The organism is Microbacterium sp. NPDC076911 (genome assembly GCF_040687125.1).
Lineage (GTDB): Bacteria > Actinomycetota > Actinomycetes > Actinomycetales > Microbacteriaceae > Microbacterium.
Map to the genome: position 1 here is coordinate 413705 of NZ_JBFBMP010000001.1, position 20507 is coordinate 434211.

Annotated in this window: 18 protein-coding genes and 2 tRNA genes; 13 read left to right on the forward strand and 7 right to left on the reverse strand. The window is 60.6% G+C overall.

From position 1 onward, the window contains the following. Window positions 1-173 precede the first annotated feature (173 nt). From AB0O81_RS02025 to AB0O81_RS02040, 4 genes are all read left to right on the forward strand, one after another. A complete protein-coding gene (locus tag AB0O81_RS02025) occupies window positions 174-1334 on the forward strand; it encodes a ferrochelatase (RefSeq protein ID WP_363580895.1) in 1161 nt (386 codons plus the stop codon). Window positions 1335-1380: 46 nt separating this feature from the next. Further along, window positions 1381-1893: a ribose-5-phosphate isomerase gene (locus AB0O81_RS02030; protein ID WP_363580683.1), complete on the forward strand. Its 513-nt coding sequence runs from the start codon at window positions 1381-1383 to the stop codon at window positions 1891-1893. A gap of 6 nt (window positions 1894-1899) precedes the next feature. Further along, a complete protein-coding gene (locus AB0O81_RS02035) occupies window positions 1900-2901 on the forward strand; it encodes a DNA-formamidopyrimidine glycosylase family protein (protein WP_363580685.1) in 1002 nt (333 codons plus the stop codon). A gap of 128 nt (window positions 2902-3029) precedes the next feature. After that, window positions 3030-4535, forward strand: a complete 1506-nt coding sequence (locus tag AB0O81_RS02040; protein WP_363580687.1) for an amidohydrolase family protein — start codon at window positions 3030-3032, stop codon at window positions 4533-4535. Window positions 4536-4600: 65 nt separating this feature from the next. Here the strand turns inward: AB0O81_RS02040 and AB0O81_RS02045 are convergent, their stop codons facing one another. Continuing rightward, the gene (locus AB0O81_RS02045) at window positions 4601-5086 is read right to left on the reverse strand and encodes a DNA starvation/stationary phase protection protein (protein WP_363580689.1); all 486 of its coding nucleotides are present in this window, start codon (window positions 5084-5086) and stop codon (window positions 4601-4603) included. A gap of 174 nt (window positions 5087-5260) precedes the next feature. Between AB0O81_RS02045 and AB0O81_RS02050 the strand changes: the two genes are divergently transcribed. Together AB0O81_RS02050 and AB0O81_RS02055 are read left to right on the forward strand one after the other, a co-directional pair. Continuing rightward, window positions 5261-7366, forward strand: a complete 2106-nt coding sequence (locus tag AB0O81_RS02050; protein WP_363580691.1) for an acyltransferase family protein — start codon at window positions 5261-5263, stop codon at window positions 7364-7366. 25 nt (window positions 7367-7391) lie between these two features. Next, complete coding sequence (locus AB0O81_RS02055; RefSeq protein ID WP_363580693.1) at window positions 7392-7928, forward strand: gamma carbonic anhydrase family protein; 537 nt, start codon at window positions 7392-7394, stop codon at window positions 7926-7928. Here AB0O81_RS02055 and AB0O81_RS02060 read toward each other — a convergent pair. From AB0O81_RS02060 to AB0O81_RS02070, 3 genes are all read right to left on the reverse strand, one after another. Next, window positions 7925-8797: a hypothetical protein gene (locus tag AB0O81_RS02060; RefSeq protein WP_363580695.1), complete on the reverse strand. Its 873-nt coding sequence runs from the start codon at window positions 8795-8797 to the stop codon at window positions 7925-7927. The two genes, AB0O81_RS02055 and AB0O81_RS02060, sit on opposite strands and share 4 nt — an antisense overlap. A 36-nt stretch (window positions 8798-8833) precedes the next feature. Next, complete coding sequence (locus AB0O81_RS02065) at window positions 8834-9739, reverse strand: alpha/beta fold hydrolase (RefSeq protein ID WP_363580698.1); 906 nt, start codon at window positions 9737-9739, stop codon at window positions 8834-8836. A 184-nt stretch (window positions 9740-9923) separates the two neighbouring features. Further along, window positions 9924-9997: transfer RNA gene (locus AB0O81_RS02070), tRNA-Gly, on the reverse strand. Window positions 9998-10184: 187 nt separating this feature from the next. On the opposite strand from AB0O81_RS02070, the gene AB0O81_RS02075 reads away from it, so the two are divergent. The 5 genes from AB0O81_RS02075 (at window position 10185) to clpX (ending at window position 14656) form a co-directional block, all read left to right on the forward strand. Beyond that, window positions 10185-10258: transfer RNA gene (locus AB0O81_RS02075), tRNA-Pro, on the forward strand. A gap of 68 nt (window positions 10259-10326) precedes the next feature. After that, window positions 10327-11775, forward strand: coding sequence for a trigger factor (gene tig, locus AB0O81_RS02080; protein WP_363580700.1), 1449 nt, complete (start codon window positions 10327-10329; stop codon window positions 11773-11775). Window positions 11776-11920: 145 nt separating this feature from the next. Further along, window positions 11921-12517, forward strand: coding sequence for an ATP-dependent Clp protease proteolytic subunit (locus AB0O81_RS02085; RefSeq protein WP_363580702.1), 597 nt, complete (start codon window positions 11921-11923; stop codon window positions 12515-12517). Between the two features lie 29 nt (window positions 12518-12546). Next, complete coding sequence (locus AB0O81_RS02090; protein WP_363580704.1) at window positions 12547-13218, forward strand: ATP-dependent Clp protease proteolytic subunit; 672 nt, start codon at window positions 12547-12549, stop codon at window positions 13216-13218. 169 nt (window positions 13219-13387) lie between these two features. Beyond that, window positions 13388-14656, forward strand: a complete 1269-nt coding sequence (gene clpX / locus AB0O81_RS02095) for an ATP-dependent Clp protease ATP-binding subunit ClpX (protein ID WP_363580706.1) — start codon at window positions 13388-13390, stop codon at window positions 14654-14656. On the opposite strand, the gene AB0O81_RS02100 is transcribed toward clpX, so the two are convergent. Further along, window positions 14653-16704 (reverse strand): M3 family metallopeptidase, encoded by a 2052-nt coding sequence (locus tag AB0O81_RS02100; protein ID WP_363580708.1) that lies wholly within the window; start codon window positions 16702-16704, stop codon window positions 14653-14655. The genes clpX and AB0O81_RS02100 overlap by 4 nt on opposite strands. Window positions 16705-16789: 85 nt before the next feature. Here AB0O81_RS02100 and AB0O81_RS02105 point away from each other — a divergent pair, with 85 nt between their 5' ends. Further along, window positions 16790-17395, forward strand: coding sequence for a helix-turn-helix domain-containing protein (locus AB0O81_RS02105; RefSeq protein WP_363580710.1), 606 nt, complete (start codon window positions 16790-16792; stop codon window positions 17393-17395). Continuing rightward, complete coding sequence (locus AB0O81_RS02110) at window positions 17392-17601, forward strand: hypothetical protein (protein WP_363580712.1); 210 nt, start codon at window positions 17392-17394, stop codon at window positions 17599-17601. Before AB0O81_RS02105 ends, AB0O81_RS02110 begins: the two co-directional genes overlap by 4 nt. 7 nt (window positions 17602-17608) lie before the next feature. On the opposite strand, the gene AB0O81_RS02115 is transcribed toward AB0O81_RS02110, so the two are convergent. Together AB0O81_RS02115 and valS are read right to left on the reverse strand one after the other, a co-directional pair. Beyond that, window positions 17609-17854: a hypothetical protein gene (locus AB0O81_RS02115; protein ID WP_363580714.1), complete on the reverse strand. Its 246-nt coding sequence runs from the start codon at window positions 17852-17854 to the stop codon at window positions 17609-17611. A 1-nt stretch (window position 17855) separates the two neighbouring features. Beyond that, entirely contained in the window at window positions 17856-20435 is a 2580-nt protein-coding gene (valS, locus tag AB0O81_RS02120; RefSeq protein WP_363580716.1) for a valine--tRNA ligase, read from the reverse strand. Window positions 20436-20507 lie beyond the last annotated feature (72 nt).

Here is a 20507-nt window from a genome sequence, read left to right on the forward strand (position 1 = left end):
CCCGTGGGTGTGGGTGGGATGCCGCGATGAGGCGCTGCTGGCGCCGACGGCAACCGTACAAGCCTACGTGAAACCTTGAGCGCGGTCCGCTGCTCGGTGCGGGGTGTCAGGATGGTCTGGTGACTTCGCATCAGCAACACGAATCAGCGTCAACATCAACTCGTGCCACGACCGTGCCCTATGCGTCTGTTGAGGCCTCAATTGGGCCCGCTCATGTTGAGGTACCGGTTGCCTACGACGGCATTCTGCTCGCTGGCTTCGGCGGGCCCGAGGGACAGGAAGATGTGATCCCGTTTCTGCGGAATGTCACGCGGGGTCGCGGTATTCCCGATGAGCGACTCGAAGAAGTTGCCCATCACTATCGCCACTTTGGCGGCATCAGCCCCATCAATGCTCAAAACCGCGCTCTGAAGACCGCGCTAGAAGCTGAGCTCAAGCGTCGCGCTATTGACCTGCCGGTGTATTGGGGCAATCGCAACTGGTCGCCTTACCTTCAAGATGCGGTCAGAGAAGCCGATGTCGCCGGCGATAGAAAGCTGCTCGCGCTTGCGACCAGCGCATACTCTTCATTCTCGAGTTGTCGTCAGTACCGGGAGGACTTTGCCCGGGTGCTCGATGAGACCGGGCTGGCGTCCACCATGACGATCGACAAAGTGCGTCAGTTCTTCGATCACCCCGGATTCGTGCAGCCTTTCATTGACGGTGTGCGAGACGCGGTGGCCTCATTCGTCAACGACGACATCGACCCGGCAGCGATTCGTGTGCTGTTCTCGACTCACAGCATTCCCACGGCAGACGCAGATCGCTCCGGCCCACGCGACATCGACTTCGGTGAGGGCGGCGCCTATGCCGCACAGCACCTCGCGGTGGCTGAGAGCGTGATGGCTGCAGTCAGAGCCGACCTGCCCGCAGCGGCTGATGTCGGTTGGGAGCTCGTGTACCAGTCACGCTCAGGTCCGCCCTCGCAGCCGTGGTTGGAGCCGGACGTCAACGACGTGATCGCGGAACTCCCGGGCAGCGGCATCGAAGCTGTAGCCATCGTTCCGCTCGGCTTCATGAGCGATCATATGGAGGTGCTTTGGGACCTCGACACTGAGGCTACCGATGCTGCCAGTGAAGCTGGGCTGAAGTCCGTGCGAACACCCACGCCCGGCATCGACCCGGTATTCGTCAGCGGTCTCGTTGACCTCGTGGTGGAACGTCTGAACGGAACTCCCGGCAGCGATCGGCCGCACGCCACAGATCTCGGTCCATGGTTCGATGTGTGTCGCCCGGCGTGCTGTGAGAACGTTCGTGCCGGGTTCAAGCCTGCTGCCGCGGGGATTGCTCCCTGACACCGCACTGATCTACTTCCCTTTCACAATCTCTAGGATTAAGCCCATGCGCATTCACCTCGCGACCGATCATGCCGGCCTCGAATTCTCTACCCAACTTCAGCACCACCTCGCGGCTGGCGGCCACGAGGTCGTGGATCATGGTCCCGTTGAGTACGACCCTCTCGATGACTACCCGTCATTCTGCATCAGGGCGGCCCAGGCAGTAGTCACTGATCAGAACGCAGGCGTCGAGTCATTGGGAGTGGTGTTTGGCGGCTCGGGCAATGGCGAGCAGATGGCGGCCAACAAAGTGCGAGGAATTCGCGCCGCGCTGGTGTGGAGCCTCGCTACCGCTGAGCTTGCGCGCGAGCACAATGACGCCAACGTGATCGCGATCGGCGCTCGCCAGCACACGTTCGAACAGGTTGCACAGTTCATTGACCGCTTCGTCAACACGCTGTTCTCTGGCGACGAGCGCCACGCGCGCCGCATCGCGCAGCTTGCCGCATTCGAAACCGATGGTTCGTTGCAGCCGGATCCTCGCGAACCGGACTTCTTCGACCCCGAAGCAGGCTGAGCCCATATGCCCGAGGGGCACTCCGTACACCGCATCGCCCGTCAGTTCGATCGCAATTTTGTTGGTCAGAGACTCAACGCGTCGAGCCCGCAAGGTCGATTCGCTGAGGGCGCCGCCATGATCGACGGCTGCACAGCGACATCCGTGCGTGCCGTGGGAAAGCAGATGTTCCTAGAGTTCGATGAGTCGTTCTGGCTCCGAGTTCATCTGGGAATGTACGGCGCGTGGGACTTTGCCGGCGAGATTCTTACCGATCCGACGATCGCAGCTGCGAACGGCCGCATGGGGCAGACCAACCAGCGGGGCACGGGCGTTGCTGAACCGATCATGGATGCTACGGGTGAAAACTCCCTGTCTTCCATAGGTGCGCCTCGGCGCGCGCGCGTTCGCGTGCGTATGTCAGAGCAGACGAGGGGTCTTGCGGGCGAAGATGGCGAGGAGTGGCCGCCACCACCTGTCGGGCAGGTGCGGCTTCGTCTATTGACAGATCGCACCTGTGCCGATCTTCGCGGCCCTACTGCCTGCGCTATCCAGACGCCGGATGAGGTCGCCGCGGTGATCGACAAGCTCGGGCCTGATCCGCTCGTCGGTGATGTCTCCGACGGCGAAGAGCGCTTCACTGAGGTGGTGTTGCGCAAGCCCACCCCCATCGGCCTGCTGCTAATGGATCAGTCCGTGGTCAGCGGCATCGGCAATGTGTACCGCGCCGAGCTGCTGTTTCGCGCGCAACAGAACCCACATACCCCCGGCCGAGAGGTGCGCGAGAACGTGGTGCGAGGGCTCTGGCGCGATTGGGTGCGGATGCTTGCTATCGGCGTCGAGACCGGCCAGATGATGACCATGGACGACCTGGATTCCGAAGCGTATCGCCGTGCCATGGCGAGCAGAGATGACAGACACTGGGTCTATCACCGTGCCGGGTTGCCTTGTCGGGTGTGCGCAACAGCGATCGTGGTGGAACAAGCCGCGGGACGCAAGCTCTACTGGTGCCCGCGCTGCCAAGCCTGACGCAAACCCTAGGCTGGGCACATGCGACAAAACCCGAGCTTTGTGCCATGCGTCGCCGCTGGACCATACGCTGACCCGCGTGTCACAGATGAAGTGAAACGCGACCTCGAAACGCGAAAGAGTGCACGATGAGCCTGGGTAACAGCGAGCGCGTGTCCGTTGTCGCGAACGCGCGACTGAGCGGCGCAGAACGAGTCGACCCATTCGGCAGTGACGTGGTTGACGTTCACATTGCGAACGGGCTCGTTGTCGATATCTCATCGGCTGGCGCCATAGCTCACACTGGTCGGGTGCTCGACGCTCAGGGCGCGTGGTTGATTCCTGGCCTATGGGACCATCATGTTCATGTCATGCAATGGGCGCTCGAATCCACACGTCAGGCTCTAGGACATGCCACGTCGGCGGCGCACGCGGCGCACATCATGAGCACTGCGCCCATTCGAGAGGATGGCCGACGTGTCGGCAGCGGCTTTCGCGACGCCTTCTGGCCGGACGAACCTACCCTCGAGATGCTCGACGCTGTCACAGGAATGGTGCCGACCTACCTCATCAATGCCGACGTGCACAGTGTGTGGCTCAATTGGGCAGCGTTGCGCCGCGAGGGCTTCGAGCCAGATGCATCAGGAATGCTGCGCGAAGAGCCCGCTTTCGAGATATCGCGGAGACTGAACGCTGTGCCCGCCGACGTGAGCGATCCGCTCGTGTCGCGAATGGCGGCGGAAGCAGCGTCCAAGGGTATTGTCGGCCTCGTCGATCTCGATATGGCGTGGAACGAAGAAGCGTGGGCACGGCGGATGGCGAGCGGCTTCGACACCCTGCGCGTGGAGTTTGGAATCTATCCGCACGACCTCGATCGCGCTATCTCCGAGGGACTGCAGACAGGCGACGATGCGCGAGGATCGAACTCTCATCTCGCGCGGGTGGGCCCGATGAAGGTCATTACAGACGGCTCGCTCGGCACGCGCACTGCGGCATGTTCGCATGCGTACCCGGATGATGCAGACAATCATGGTCTGCTCACTATCGACCCGGCGACGCTCGTGGATCTGATGACTCGGGCGACAGTCTCGGGCCTCGCCTGCGCTATTCATGCCATCGGCGACGTTGCCAACTCTCACGCCCTTGACGCATTCGCGACCACCGGCGCGTGGGGAACGATCGAACATGCGCAGTTGGTCTCCCACGCGGACATTCCGCGCTTTGCTCGGCTGGGGGTCGGCGCGAGCGTGCAACCCGAGCACGCTATTGACGACCGTGATCTGGCCGACACGATCTGGCAGACGCAAACGGCGCAGCCATACCCGCTGCGCGCGCTGGTCGATGGCGGTGTTAATCTGCTCTTTGGCTCGGATGCGCCTGTCTCACCGTTGGATCCGTGGGCGGGTATTGCTGCCGCGGTCTTCCGTACTCGAGATGGCCGCCCTGCGTGGCAGGATCATCAGCGGGTAGACGTGAAGGCGGCTCTGGGAGCTTCTACCCACGGTGGCTCTGCCAGCGTTGCCCGGATTGAACCGGGCGCGGTTGCCGATCTCGTGCTGTGTGCACAGAACCCGTTGACTGCAGATGAGAGCGGGCTGCGGTCGATGGATGTGCTCGCGACCATGCTCGAGGGTGGGCTCACTCATCTCGGCTAGAGAGCCCGGACGACCAAGCACAACGGCCTTCAACTCGTGAGTTGAAGGCCGTCGTGCTTTTGTGGTTATGCCGCGACGTGCGCGAAGAGGAACCAGCGGTCCTTCTCGAGGGACTGCATGATGCCGATAGCAACGTCCTGGCTCGTCAGATCGAACTCGTCCAGACCGTCGACGGCTGCCTTCACGTCGGCGATCACTGCGTCCATATCGGAGATGACCGAGCGAACTGTGTCATCCCACTGTGCGAACCCCGCTGCGACGGCGGTCTTGGCAGCTTTGTCGGCAACCGTGGAAACACGTGCGTCTACGGGCAGTCCGAGAGCGACGATTCGCTCGGCAGCGGTATCCGCGCCGTTCTGCGCGTTGGTGACGATCGTGTCAAGAAGCTCGTGGATTGCAATGAAGTTCGCGCCGCGAACATTCCAGTGCGCTTGCTTGCCGTTTACGGCAAGGGACTGCAGGCCAATGACGACGGGGGTCAAGAATTGGGCTGCTGCGGCCGCGGCGTTCGGGTCTGCGGCTGTGGCTGCGGTAGTTTGCGTCTTGCTCATGTTGAGCGCCTCCATCTCAGATCAAATTGCCCCGGTTGGGGCGGATCTGTCTCGTCTTGTGTAACGCTACTCAGCCTTGGAAATTCCGCAAGCAAGACAAGGCTCGGCTAACCAAAACGAGCTGCATCGTTAGTCGCTACCTGGGATGGCTGCACCAACGACTAACGTCGAGGCGTGCCTTCTGCTGATCACGAGCTTCGCTCTTCGCGCGCGGTGTCAACCTCACCCGAACACCAAGCGGTGACGACCTTCTTGCCCCATGTGCAGGGCCTTCGTGCGATCGCTGTGCTCTGCGTCGTGCTTTACCACTTTTGGCCTGGTCGCCTCACCGGTGGTTACGTCGGCGTTGATATCTTCTTCGTCATCTCGGGGTTTTTAATCACGGCCCACCTGATGCGCGAATTGACCGCAACGGGCACAGTTCGACTGGGGCAATTCTGGGCCCGACGCGCGCGTCGCTTGTTGCCTGCATCTCTTCTCGTGCTGCTGTTTTCCGCGATCGTCGCAATGTCGCCGTACCTCACACCCACCTCGGCTTTGCCAAATGAGGTGCGCGAGATCTTGGCGTCGACCTTTTATGTTGAGAACTGGTACTTGGCGATCAACTCGGCTGACTACCTGAATCATTCCGGTGACCCCACGACTGTTCAGCACTATTGGTCGCTTTCACTAGAAGAGCAGTTCTACGTGATGTGGCCGCTACTCATGCTTCTCGCGGCATGGATCGGCGTCAAGTGGTTTTCGGGGGCACGCCGAAAGGCAATCATCGTCACGCTCGCGGTGATCTCGGTGGCATCGTTCGTCTTCTGCGTCGTTTTCACGATCAGCGACCCAGCTCCGGCCTATTTCGTGACGTTCGGCCGCATGTGGCAGTTCGGCGTGGGGGCGATGATCGCGCTAGTGCCGTGGTTGCGAGTGAAGCACGCGCTGGGAAGCTTTGTTCTCGGATGGGCGGGAATCGCTGCGATTGTGTACTCCGCGCTGCAATTCGATGGCCAAACGCCGTTCCCGGGCTATATGGCAGCAATACCTACCTTGGGCGCAGCGGCGGTGATTGCAGCGTCGAACACGGAGCACTGGTGGTATCCCACACGCGTACTGGCGATTCGCCCGGCCCAGTTCGTTGGTGACATCTCGTACTCGCTGTACCTCTGGCACTGGCCGCTGATCATCATCGCGCCTTCGGTGCCGTTTTGGGGACTCACGATCTATCACCGGCTCGCCTTGCTAGCGCTTTGCTTCGTTCTCGCGTGGTTGACGAAGCGGTTCGTCGAAGACCCTGCGCGAAGATGGAAAGTCTTGACCACTCGGCCGCCACGCGTGACGCTGTTCTCTTCTCTCGGAGCGATGTTGCTTGTCGCCATCGTTGCTGTCGGGGCCTGGGGTGTCAACGCCCCGGCCTATGCCGCTGGCGTGCGTGGGCTCGAAGAACTCCGTGATGATCCGCCCACCTGTTTTGGCGCCGCAGCGGTACTTGACGAATCGTGTGCTGAGGTTGATTTCGGTGACTCCGTGTTGCCAGCACCGGGCTTCGCGGGCGTGGATAGGCCGGCAGACGAGCAGTGCTTTGTTCAGCTAACCGATTCGCGTCCGGTGTCATGCACGTTCGGTGCTGCCGATCCTGACGCACCGCGCGTAGCGCTGGTGGGGGATAGCCATGCGTATCAGTTGCTCTCGACTTTTCAGCAGTTGGCTGATGAGAATGGCTGGCAGCTTGTGACGTGGTTCAAGGGCGCATGCCCCTGGAACACCACGCCGCTTTCTGCACCGGGTGCGTTCGGCGAAGCCTGCACGCAATGGCGCGACTCGGTGCGCGCGGCGATTGCCGATGAGAACCTCGACGCGGTGTTCACTGCGGCGATAGCGACAACCCCTTATTCGGCTGCGGGGTTTGATTCTTCCTACGATGCCGCAGTTGCTGGCTACCGAGAAGCATGGTCGGAGGTGCTCGACAAAGGCACGCCGGTCATTACTGTTGTCGATAATCCCGTGTGGGAGACCGACCCGAACAAGTGTTTGCGAACGAGGGACGCTGCCACCTGCGTCGGTGCACGCGATGACGTGTTGGTTCAGGAAGACCCCCTGCGCGGCGCTGCCGAAGGAGTTGAAGGGGTCACGCTGCTCGACTTCACCGATGTCTTTTGTGGTCCTGAAGTGTGCGGCACGGTCGTGGGAGGGGCGAATATCTACCGCGATCAAGATCACTTGACCGTGACTTTCGCAGATTCTCTCGCGCCCTGGTATGAGCAAGCCGTAACGGCCGCGCTAGCTGCGCGCTAGCGTCGTGCCCCGTATTGTCGGTGGCATGACTCTTGCTGCCGGCGCCACGATGCTTTCTGTCGGAGGGCATGCTCCCGACATTCACCCGGAGGCCTTCATTGCCACCGGCGCCCGTCTCATCGGTGCGGTCACTCTGGGCGAAGGTGCGAGTGTTTGGTACAACGCTGTGTTGCGTGCTGACAGCGACTTCATCACGATCGGCGCGGGTAGCAACGTACAAGACAACGTTTCGGTGCATGTAGACAGCGGTTCTCCGCTGTTCATCGGCGAAAACGTATCGGTCGGCCACAACGCTGTCGTGCACGGCTGCACTATTGGTGACGGCTCGTTGATCGGGATGGGAAGTGTGGTACTCACGGGCGCTGTGATCGGCGCGGGAAGCCTGGTTGCGGCCGGTGCTGTCGTACTCGAGGGCACCGTGGTGCCACCCGGGTCACTGGTTGCAGGCGTCCCTGCCAAAGTGCGGCGCGAGCTATCTCTCGAAGAGCGCGAGGGGATTCTTCAGAACGCTCAGACCTATCGCGCCCATCTCGCGGCACATGAGCAGGCAGTTGCCCTCTAGGCGCCGATGACCTCCGCCGGCACGACGAAGAATCGAGCGTCGCGCTGATAAGCACGGAAGAACGTCAGAATGAATCCCATTCGTTCGTCGTAGGATTCCCAGCTCAGGGCATTGGAGGCAGAGACATCGTTGGTCGGCGATTGGCCGAAGCGTAGCGCGAGCGCGACAAGGTCCGGGTTTGCGAGCGAATCGAGTACTAGGGGAAACCTCGCACCCGCGAGATACCTCGGCGGTGGCACGTCCCGACAGACGTCAATTGAGCCGTCGGGGGTCTCGATGGAAACGAAGCGTGTCGTCACGAGACCGAAAATTCCGCCGAGTGGCATTGCCACGTCGATAAACTCGTCCACGAGTGCTTGCTCATGAGCCCCGATGAGCACGTTGCCGAGCAGAACAAGCTGCGCCGCGGCGCGATCGGACTCCACATCCAGATTTCCTTCGTCGACCGCTCGCAAGTCGATGGCGAGCTGGTACGCAACGAGTGCAGCTTTCAATTGCGGCGCCGACATAAGGCTCGGATGTTCGAGCGTCGCGCCAAGAGCGGCCTGATTTGCACCACCGTGCCGGTGAATCTCTTCTAGCCAGCGAATGAAGGGCGGTGCGACATCGGCAATGATTGCGAGGTTTCCGGCGGCTACGCTCACGCTGGTGCCCCAGTCGACAGGAAGGGATTCTCCGCGTATCGCTCGCCCTGCGGTTGCGCTTGCCCAGGCACCAAAACTGAACCAGTTCAGGTCATGTGAGCCCAAGACCTCTGCCAGTGAATCAGAGATCGCGCAGTAGCAACGCGTGATCTCGATGTTGCGCGCGGCAGGGTCGTTCATGCTGAGGATCGTGTCAAGGTGGTCGGCAATGTCTGCGGGCCTCACATCGGTATCCTTCCCCGTGTCCTGCCTTCGTGAGTGCTAGTCGTTCTTGGCGGTCGGATGATTCGTACCGCGGTGCACTTCATACAACCGCACGTGGCCGGGCCACGCCGGGTCATTCACGATCGGCTTGTCATCCATGAAGAGCTTGATGACGTGTGCGAGTTGCCCTGGGTGGCTGAAATTGATGGCGTGTGCAGCGCCCTCGAGCAACACCACGAGCACATGGCTGTCAACTTGGCTCGCGACTTCGTCGATTCGATGCGCGTGAGGGAGTAGGGGGTCGTGTTCGCCGAGCACGACGAGGGTGGGAATGCGCAACTCGAGGAGGCGCTGGAGCGACGGGTACTGGGTGAGCGCCTTGAACAGGCGCACCGTGCTCGGGACTCCGAAGCGCACGTAGTCCGGCACAGCGACTGTCGCCATGCGCGCTGGCTCTCGCACCGCATCCTTCGACAATTGCCCGATGGCGCGTCGCAAGGGCTGGTTGAATGCGCCGCCTGCTGGGGACACAAGAACAGCGCGGTCGATCTTGTCCGGATAGTGATGCGCGAACTCGATGATGACCGGGCATCCCATTGAGTTGCCCACCAAAGTAGCTTTCTCTACTCCTCGGTCGTCGAGAAATGAAGCCGTCGCATGAGCGAGATCCGGAATGTCGAGCATCCCTTTCTTGCGTCCGCTTCGTCCGAAACCGGGCAGGTCGGGCACATACGTGTGGAAATCGTCCGACAAGATCTCGGCCGTGGGCAACAGATAGCGCCCAGACAGACCAAACCCGTGGATGTGAGCCATGACGCGGCTGTCGGCCGTAGCCACTGGTGATTCCCGGTAGAACACGTCGACGTCGTCGACGTGTGTCCATTTCTCCGCAAGTCGTGAGGCGGGCTTCCTGGGTAGCTTGCGAGCGGGCGCAGCCCCGATCGGGCCATTCGTCGAGGTCATGTCGCGATCCTTTGGCATGAGGGGTGCGCCCAGTGTGGCGTGCTCACCATCATTTCACTGCAGAGCCGGAGAGACATCGCCAACATCGGGTGAATCGTCCGCTGTGAACAGTGAGATGCTCTCAGCGCGAACGAGATGGTGTCGCAAGCGCTCGAACGAATGCGGTTGCTCCCAAGAATTTCTTTGGAGGGGCTGACGAGAATCGAACTCGCATCATCTGTTTGGAAGACAGAGGCTTTACCACTAAGCTACAGCCCCGGATCGGACAGGTGCCCGACAGGGTTTTTGCGGGAGAGACATCCCCGCAGCATCCACAATTCTAATCACAAGTTCGACCCACACGTGACACGTTCTCATCTTCACGTCATCGCGCGGACCGACAGCACAGATGTGTCGGCTAGACTGCACTGGGCCGAAATCGCACACACCTGTGTGCGGAGCCGCCCGGGGCGTAGCTCAGCTTGGTAGAGCGCCCGCTTTGGGAGCGGGAAGTCGCAGGTTCGAATCCTGTCGCCCCGACAGTATCCAGCGAACAGACCTTCATCCGCCGCGGTATTTTGCGGTCCAAACGAGGAGAACTAATAGGCATGGTGAACAGCACCGTCGAGACGCTCAGCCCTACTCGGGTCAAGCTCCACATCACGGTAAGCCCGGAAGAGCTCAAGCCGAGCATCGCTCACGCGTACGAGCACATTGCGAAGGACATCCAGATTCCTGGATTCCGTAAGGGCAAGGTACCGGCTCCGATCATTGACCAGCGCGTCGGTCGCGTTGCCGTTCTCGAGCACGCTGTGAGCGAAGGCCTCGACAACTACTACCGCGAGGCCGTGACCGCGAACGAGTTGCGCGTCATGGGCCGTCCCAACGCTGAGGTCATCGAATGGCCCGCCGAGAAGGACTTCTCGGGCGACCTCAAGGTTGAGATCGAGGTCGATGTTCGCCCCGAGTTCGACCTGCCCGCATTCGAGGGAACCACAATCGAGGTCGACGCCGTAGAGATCGACGAAGCTGCGATTGACGAAGAGCTCAACACGCTTCGCGCTCGCTTCGGCACTCTTGTGCCGGTTGATCGTCCGGCAGCAACCGGCGACTTCGTTGAGCTCGACCTGGTCGCAGCGATCGACGGCAACGAGATTGACCGCGCAGAGGGCGTGTCGTATGAGCTCGGCTCGGGCGAATTGCTCGAGGGCATCGACGAAGCGATCGAGTCACTCACCGCGGGTGAGGACACCACGTTCCGCTCGAAGCTTGTCGGCGGCGACCACGCCGGTGAAGAGGCTGAAGTTGCGGTTACTGTCAAGGCCGTCAAGGAGCGTGAGCTTCCTGAAGCCGACGACGACTTCGCACAGATCGCCAGCGAATTCGACACCATCGCAGAATTGCGCGACAGCCTGAGCGAGAAGGTCGGTCAGCAGTCGGTCTTCACGCAGGGCTCTGCAGCGCGCGACAAGCTCATCGAGCAGCTTCTTGAGACCGTCGAGATTCCGGTTCCACAGCAGCTCATCGACGACGAGGTCAACAACCACCTCGAGGGCGAAAACCGCCTCGAAGACGACGAGCACCGCGCTGAGGTCGCCGAGGCGAGCGAGAAGCAGTTCAAGACTCAGATGCTGCTCGACAAGATTGCGGAGAGCGTCAACGTGCAGGTGTCGCAGGACGAACTCACGCAGTACCTCGTGCAGTCCTCGGCTCAGTACGGCATGTCACCGCAGGACTTCGTGAATGCTCTGCAGGAGAACAACCAGCTGCCCGCCATGGTCGGCGAAGTTGCGCGCAACAAGGCACTTGCCGTGGCTCTGGGCAAGGTCTCGGTCGTTGACACTGACGGCAAGGCCGTCGATCTGACGGGCTTCATCGCCGTGGAAGACGAAGAGGCAGCCGAAGAAGACGTTGTTGCTGAGGCCGAGGAGATCGTTGAGGCAGCCGAAGAAGCTGACGCAGTGATCGAGGCTGAAGAGACGCCTAAGAAGGCTCCGGCTAAGAAGCCTGCAGCGAAGAAGGCTCCGGCTATGAAGCCGGCTGCCGACAAGGAGTAGTCGTTTCATACGACAAAAAGTGAGGGGTGGATGCTGCGGCATCCACCCCTTAGTTTTTCATCCGCTCTGCCCAGGGCGAACACGGGCGGGTCACGGCGCTTGCGCCGGTAGATTCGTTGTCAAGACCACCGAAACAGGAGTGAACATGCCAGAACCGCTTATGGCGACGAGTGTCTTCGACAGGCTGCTGAAAGATCGCATCATCTGGCTCGGATCTGAAGTGCGTGACGAGAACGCCAATGAGATCTGCGCGAAGATTCTGCTTCTCGCTGCCGAAGACGCTGAGAAGGACATCTACCTCTACATCAATTCGCCCGGCGGTTCCATCACGGCCGGAATGGCGATCTACGACACCATGCAGTTCGTGCCGAACGACATCGTGACCGTAGGCATCGGTATGGCCGCTTCGATGGGCCAGCTGCTGCTTACCAGCGGCACGAAGGGCAAGCGATACATCACGCCCAACGCACGCGTGCTGCTTCACCAGCCACACGGCGGTTTCGGTGGCACCTCGAGCGACATCCAGACCCAGGCCCAGCTCATTCTCTCGATGAAGCGTCGACTCGCCGAGATCACAGCCGCGCAGACGGGTAAATCTGTTGAACAGATCAACGCGGACGGCGATCGCGATCGTTGGTTCACCGCAGAAGAAGCTCTTGAATATGGCTTCGTCGATCACATCCGCGCGCATCTGAGTGATGTCGTCGGTGGTGGCGGCACGTCCGCTGAAGACGCAAGCTGATTTCGAAGGCGAAAGAGAGAGAACCGCACATGCATACCCCTACCTTCGGAAACGCCGCTCCACAGGCTCTTCAGTCGCCCGGCAGCCGCTACGTTCTTCCGCAGTTCGAAGAGCGCACCGCTTATGGATACAAGCGCCAAGATCCCTACAACAAGCTGTTTGAGGATCGAATCATCTTCCTCGGCGTGCAGGTTGACGACGCGTCGGCGGACGACGTCATGGCGCAGTTGCTGGTGCTGGAAAGCCAGGATCCCGACCGAGACATCATCATGTACATCAACTCGCCCGGTGGCTCGTTCACCGCAATGACGGCGATCTACGACACGATGCAGTTCGTCGCACCGCAGATTCAGACCGTGGTGCTCGGTCAAGCCGCATCTGCCGCGGCCGTGTTGCTGGCGGCAGGCACTCCCGGCAAGCGGCTGGCCCTTCCAAACGCACGAATCCTGATTCACCAGCCCGCCGTAGGCGAGGCCGGACACGGACAGGCGTCCGACATCGAGATTCAGGCCGCTGAGATCTTGCGCATGCGCACCTGGCTCGAAGAGACCCTGGCTGCGCACTCGGGTAAGAGTCAGGCTGAGGTCAACAAAGACATCGATCGCGACAAGATCCTGTCGGCCGATGAGGCACTCAGCTACGGGCTCATCGACCAGGTGCTGAGCACGCGCAAGCGTGGCCCTGCGGCGCTCACCAAGTAGCTCCTAGATCTACCTGCCCCGCCGCCCACATGGGCGGCGGGGCACTTTGTTGCGCGCACAGCGAACGACAACCATGCACAGACCGTGTCGCAATCTCGGTGGTTGTCGTTGTCAGAGGTTAGGCTCTGTTGAAAGCCGGGGTCGTCCTGGCAAGACGAGGAGAAGCCTCATGGCTCGCATCGGTGAGAGTGCCGACCTGTTCAAGTGTTCCTTCTGCGGAAAGAGCCAGAAGCAGGTTCAGCAGCTCATTGCGGGACCGGGCGTCTATATCTGTGACGAATGCGTTGAGCTCTGCAACGAGATCATCGAAGAACGCATGGCGGAGTCCTCTTCTGGAGAAGTAGTCGAGTTCGAACTGCCGAAACCGCGCGAGATCTTCGGCTACCTCGACGAGTACGTCGTCGGCCAGCTCGCAGCAAAGAGAGCGCTGTCGGTAGCGGTTTACAACCACTACAAGCGTGTGCGGGCGCAGGGCACCATCCAGTCAGCGGAACAACGCGCTGATGAGATTGAGATCGCCAAGAGCAACATTTTGTTGCTAGGCCCCACCGGCTGCGGAAAGACCTATTTGGCGCAGACCCTCGCGAAGCGTCTGAACGTACCTTTCGCCGTTGCCGATGCGACTGCGCTCACTGAAGCCGGCTACGTCGGCGAAGACGTCGAAAATATTCTTCTCAAGCTGCTCCAAGCCGCCGATTTCGACACCAAGCGCGCCGAGACGGGAATCATCTACATCGATGAGGTCGACAAGATCGCGCGCAAGGCTGAGAACCCGTCGATTACGCGAGACGTGTCGGGTGAAGGTGTGCAACAAGCGCTTCTGAAGATCCTCGAGGGCACCGTTGCTTCGGTACCGCCGCAGGGAGGTCGTAAACATCCGCATCAGGAATTCATCCAAATCGACACCACGAATGTGCTTTTCATCGTGGCGGGTGCGTTTGCGGGCCTTGACGACATCGTTTCTGCAAGGGTCGGCAAACACGGTATTGGGTTCGGCGCCACGCTTCAAGAGAAGGACGACAATCTCGACCTCTTTGGCGAAGTGCGACCAGAAGACCTGCATAAGTTCGGGTTGATTCCCGAGTTCATCGGACGTCTGCCCGTGATTGCGTCAGTGTCACCGCTTGACCGCACCGCCTTAATCGAGATTCTGTCGGAGCCCAAGAACGCTTTGGTGAAGCAGTATCAGCGCATGTTCGAACTCGACGGAGTCGAACTCGAGTTCGACGAAGGCGCGCTCACTGCGATCGCTGATCTCGCGGTAGAGCGCAAGACCGGGGCCCGCGGACTGCGGGCGATCCTCGAAGATGTTCTAGGCCCGATCATGTTCGAGATTCCGTCCGCAGACGACGTCGACAAGGTCATCATCACGCGCGCATCCGTTGAAGAACGCGCTCAGCCAACGCTAGTTTTGCGGGAGAAGCGTAAGAGCGCTTAGCCCGCGAGACCTCGTCGTTTCAACAGCGGCGCAATCTCGGCCGGGCGGCCACGGAAGTCTCGGTATGCCTCAAGCGGATCCCTGGATCCACCCACTCCGAGGAGTCGCTGCCGAAAGCGTTCACCGTTGCCGCGCGTGAGTCCGCCGTTTTCGATAAACCATTCGACCGTGTCAGCATCGAGTACTTCGCTCCAGATGTATGAGTAGTAGCCGGCACTGTATCCGCCCGAGAAGACGTGCGCGAAATAGGTCGATGAGTAGCGGGGCGGTATGGCTGGATTGTCGAGTCCGATGTCAGCGAGCGCCGCGGCTTCGAATGCGATCGTATCCGTGACGGATGCTGCCTCGGTGCGGTTGAGCGAGTGCCACGCTTGGTCCAGCCATGATGCGGCCAGATATTCGCTGGTTGCAAAACCTTGGTTGAACGCCTCTGAGTCTCGAAGCTTCTGGATGACATCCGTAGGAAGCGGTTCATTCGTGTCGACGTGACGAGCATACTGAGCGAGAATCTCGGGCCAGAATATCCACATCTCGTTGACTTGGCTCGGAAACTCGACGAAGTCGCGGAACACATTCGTTCCGGCGAAGTGCGGATACGTAACCGTTGCAAACAGTCCGTGCAGCGCGTGGCCGAATTCGTGAAAGAGCGTTGTCACTTCATCGAGCGAGAGCAGGGTGGGCTTGCCTGCCGCGGGTTTCGATACGTTGAGGTTGTTCACAACTATCGGCGCGGTGCCGAGAAGAGTCGATTGCGCAACGATCGAGTTCATCCACGCCCCACCTCGCTTGGTGTCGCGCGTGTAGAGATCGAGTATGAAAAGTCCTAGCGGCGATCCATCTTCATTGTGCAATTCGAAGACGCGAGCGTCAGGGTGGTAGCTCGGCAGATCTTCTCGCTCGGTAAAGGTCACACCGTATAGTTCGGCTGCCGCACGAAATACGCCATCTTGCAGCACGCGTTCGGCTTCAAACCACGGTCGCAGTGCGGCTCGGTCGAGGTCGTAGGTAGCCGCGCGTACGCGTTCGGTGTAGTACGCCCAGTCGTGGGCCTCAAGGGTGAACGGTTGCGGTTCCAAGGCGACTATTGCCTGAAGCGCTGCCTGTTCCTTGGCCGCATTTGCCGCTGCGGGAATCGCCAGTTGTCGAAGCAGTGCGTGCACTGCTTCGGGGGAGCCCGCAGTCTCATCCGCGGTGACATATGCCGCGTGCGAGTCATAGCCCAAGATGGCGGCACGCTCGGCGCGTAGCCGCACGATCTCGAGAAGCACTGGCTCGTTGCAGTTCTCGTTTTCGCGCCGACCTCGCGAGCGAGAAGCATCCAGAATTCGTTTTCGACTCTCACGGTTTGTAAGTGACGACAGATACGGGTGGCCGGTGAACAGAGTGAGTGTCACCAACCATTGGCCTTCCAGCCCATGATCCGCTGCGGCCTGTGCGGCAGCAGAGAGCTCGCCATCGGTCAAACCGTCGAGCTGAGCCGCTTCGGTGAAAACGACGGCCAAATCGTTGCTGTCTGCAAGCGAATTCTTCTCGAACGCGTTAGTGCGCACAGACAGCTCCTGGTTGATTGCTGTCAGCTCTTCTTTCGCCTCGGTGTCGAGCCCCGCACCAGCGTGAGTCATTTCACGGTAGTGCCGCTCGATGAGATAGCGCTGCTCGTCTTCTAGCGCGAGTGAATCACGCTGATCATAGAGGGTCTTGATCCGCCAATACAGGTCCGCGTTGAGCTGAACCGAATCTTGGTGCGCTGACATGAGGGGTGCGAGCGCTTCGTCGACATCTTGGATCTCAGCGGTGGCGTGCGCTGATGAGACCGTATAGAAGGTGCGAGCAACCCTGCCGAGCAGTTCACCGCTGCGTTCGAGCGCAACCATCGTGTTCTCGAACGTCGGCATCGATCGAGCGCGAGTGATGTTTCGAATCTCCGCTCGATGCTCCGCAAAGGCGCGTTCGAAGGCAGGCATGTAGTGCTCGGGGCGCACGATCCTATAGTCGGGCAACCCATAGGGGAGTGCTGAATTGGAGAGCAGCGGATTGTCGTGGGGCATGCGATGAGCCTACTCGCGAAACCACAAAGTTTCTCTTGCAAGGAACTTGTTGCAAAGACTTCTTTGCAACACTAAGATGATCGACATGGCCACAGAATCCGACGTTTCGCCGACTCCTGAGCGCATTCTCGACGCTGGAGCGCTGCGGGCGCTGGCGCACCCCTTGCGCGTGAAGATGTACAACATCTTGAGCCAATACGGACCGCAAACGGCAAGCTCGCTCGCGCAGCAGCTGGGGGAATCAAGCGGTTCGACCAGCTACCACCTGCGGGCGCTCGCCAAGCACGACCTGATTGTTGAATGCGCGAATCGCGGCACCGGGCGGGAGCGCTGGTGGGAGCGCCCTGTCGGCTCAGTGTCCTTCGCGAATCCAGATGCCATGACGACGCCAGCTGGCCGCGCGGCGACCCAGGTGGTGATGGGGGAGTTCTTGCGCAATCGCAATGAGGAGCTGATGGCGTTCGTGGGGCGCGGGATCAGTGCAGAACCAGACGAATGGCACGAGGCGACACTTATCTCTACATCCACCACGCAACTCACCGCTGTGCAGACCCGTGAGCTCGGGCGTCGGCTCATGGCGGTCATCGATGAGGTCGTTGCTGAGCATCGTGCCCAAACTGGTGAAGGCGTGCGAGCTGTCACGATCCGCAGCGATGTCTTTCCCTTGCCTGACCGAGGAGACCTCCAGTGACTGCGTTCATTGCTGACGCTGCACGTCCGACGAGGTACGAACGAGTCGTGCTGTACGCCGCAGCGCGTCTAGAGCGATATGTATCTGCACGGCTGCAACGACGAGCGATACCGACCGCCGATACGCGGGTCGCGGTAGCCCTATACGTGGATTGCCAGCGCCGCGACGCACGCGCGGCGGGTGGGCTCGGAGTGTTGCCGCGCTAATTGAGCCTCACAGCTCGCCCTCGTCGTCGTGGCTGACCACAGGCTGGCCGGAGTCGTCGAGCGTCACGATGACTCCAGAGTCGAGTTCGGCAATCGGGCGCCCTTCGAGCCAGGTGAGCGTCCAGCGCTCGCGAGGCTGACCCAGGGAGTCCACGGGCAACGCCGCATCGACTTCTCGCACTCCCCGTGCCAGATTCTCGGGTACTGCCCGCGGAGGTTCTTCACCCGACGTCCAACGTGTGCCTAGTTGCATGTCAAACCTCCTGCGGGGCGAGTTCAATTTCAGTGACCGCGGTTGCGTCCGCGATCACGTAGTGGATCTCAGCAATGCGCCCCACTGCCTTCAGATCCCCTTCGGCCGTGCGCAAGCGCGCAATGACTTCTTCGGTCGCTGCAATCGTGACGCGGCTCACCGGAGTCTTCTGTGAAGCCTTGGCTTCGGTCTTGGCGCGACGAACTCCGATAAGCGCCTCGCCGACAGCGACGAGAACGGCGGGGTCGCCTTCGGTTCCCAGAGGCTTGGGCCATTCCGCAGTGTGGATCGAGCCCTCGTTGAACCAAGACCACGATTCTTCGGTCGCAAATGAGAGCACCGGGGCAAACAAGCGCAGCATCGTTGACAGCGCCGTCCGCAAGGCCAACGCGGCCGAGGCCTGACCGACGTCGCTGCGATCGTAGGCACGCTCTTTGACGAGTTCGAGGTAGTCGTCGCAGAAAGTCCAGAAGAACGATTCGGTCACCTCAAGCGCCCGCGCGTGGTCGAATGCGTCCAGCGCCTTTGTCGCTTCGCCCACGACTGCATCGAGTGTCGTAAGCATCGACGCATCGAGTGCGTGGGTGACTTCTGCCCCTTCGGGCACGGGGAAAGAAAGCACGAACTTCGCGGCGTTCAAGATCTTGATTGCAAGGCGCCGGCCGATCTTGATCTGCGTCGGGTTCTGTGGATCGAAAGCGGCATCGGTGCCGAGTCTGCTCGATGCTGCCCAATATCGAACGGCGTCAGAACCGTGTTGAACGAGGATGTCGGCCGGGGTGACGACGTTGCCCTTTGACTTCGACATCTTCTTGCGGTCGGGGTCGACGATGAACCCCGAGATCGACGCGTCCCGCCAAGGGGCGCGGCCGTCTTCGAGAGCGCTTCGCAGCATCGTTGAGAACAACCAGGTGCGAATGATGTCTTGCCCTTGCGGGCGAACATCGAATGGCGCGACGAGATTCCATAGCTCGGGGTCTCGATCCCATCCACCCGCAAGCTGAGGTGTGAGCGAAGAAGTGGCCCACGTATCGAAGATGTCTCCCTCGCCCTCGAATCCGCCGGCGACACCGCGCTGATCCTCGGTGTACCCCGCTGGCACGTCGGTGGTGGGGTCGACCGGGAGCGACGCAAGGTCGGGAGTGAGCACACGACTGTAATCGCGCTCACCGCTTTCATCGAGTCCGTACCAAACCGGGATCGGAACTCCAAAGAATCGTTGGCGCGAGACTAGCCAGTCGCCGGTGAGGCCATTCGTCCAATTCTCGTACCGCACGCGCATGAAGTCGGGGTGCCAAGACACCTCTCGTCCGAGAGCGATCAGTTTGTCTCTGAGGTCTGAGTCCCGTGCGCCGTTGCGCAAGTACCACTGGCGCGTGGAAACGATCTCGAGCGGGCGGTCGCCCTTTTCAAAGAACTTCACGGCATGCGTAAATGGCTTGGGGTCACCGTCGAGTTCTCCAGAAGCGCGAAGCATTTCTACAACTTCCTTTTTCGCGCTAAACACGGTCTTACCAGCGATTTGCGCGTAGGCGGCCTTCGCAGACTCGGTCGAAACAACGTCGGGTGCCTCGGCGACAATGCGGCCGTCCTTGCCCAGGATCGTGCGGTTTGGCAGATCGAGCTCACGCCACCAGATGATGTCGGTCACGTCGCCGAAGGTGCAGATCATTGCGATACCTGAACCCTTGTCTTTCTGCGCCAAGGGGTGTGGCAAGACCGGCACCTCAACATCGAAGAGCGGCGTGCGCACCGTCGTGCCGAACAGCGGGAGGTAGCGTTCGTCATCGGGATGGGCGACGAGCGCAACACACGCCGCGAGCAGTTCCGGGCGAGTCGTTTCAATGTGCACATCGCCCGAGCCATCGCTCTTGTGAAAGGCGATGCGGTGGTACGCCGCTGGCTGGTCGCGGTCCTCGAGCTCTGCTTGCGCAATTGCGGAGCGAAAGTCGATGTCCCACAGCGTGGGAGCCATGGCCTGGTACGCCTCGCCACGCTGCAGATTCTGCAGAAACGCTCGCTGGCTCGTGCGCATCGTGTCGTCTGAGATTGTGCGGTACGTCTGAGTCCAGTCAACACTCAGGCCGAGTGAACGCCACAGGTCCTCGAAGTGCTTCTCATCTTCGACAGTGAGACGCTCGCAAAGTTCGATGAAGTTGCGACGACTGATCGGCACCTGGTCAGCAGCGCGACTGCTCTTGTTATCGCCACCTTCAAACGGAGGAACGAATTCGTCGTCGTAGGCCAATGTCGTGTCGCAACGAACGCCGTAGTAGTTCTGCACTCGGCGTTCGGTCGGCAACCCGTTATCGTCCCAACCCATCGGATAGAACACCGTCTTGCCGCGCATGCGTTCAAAACGCACCTTTACGTCTGTGTGCGTGTAGCTGAAGACGTGGCCGATGTGCAGGCTGCCTGATGCTGTGGGTGGGGGAGTGTCGACCGAGAACACACCATCCCTGCCCACCTCTGCGGCACGAATCCGATCGAAAGCGTAGGTGCCCTGCGCAGTCCATGCGCTGTCCCATTTGGACTCAAGGCCCTCGAGAGCGGGCTTATCGGGAATGAGCGCGTCGGACATGGATCTCCTCGACCGGTATGTGCGGCACTGTGTGAGCGTGCCTGAGTGTGGATGCTGCACCAGTTTACCGCC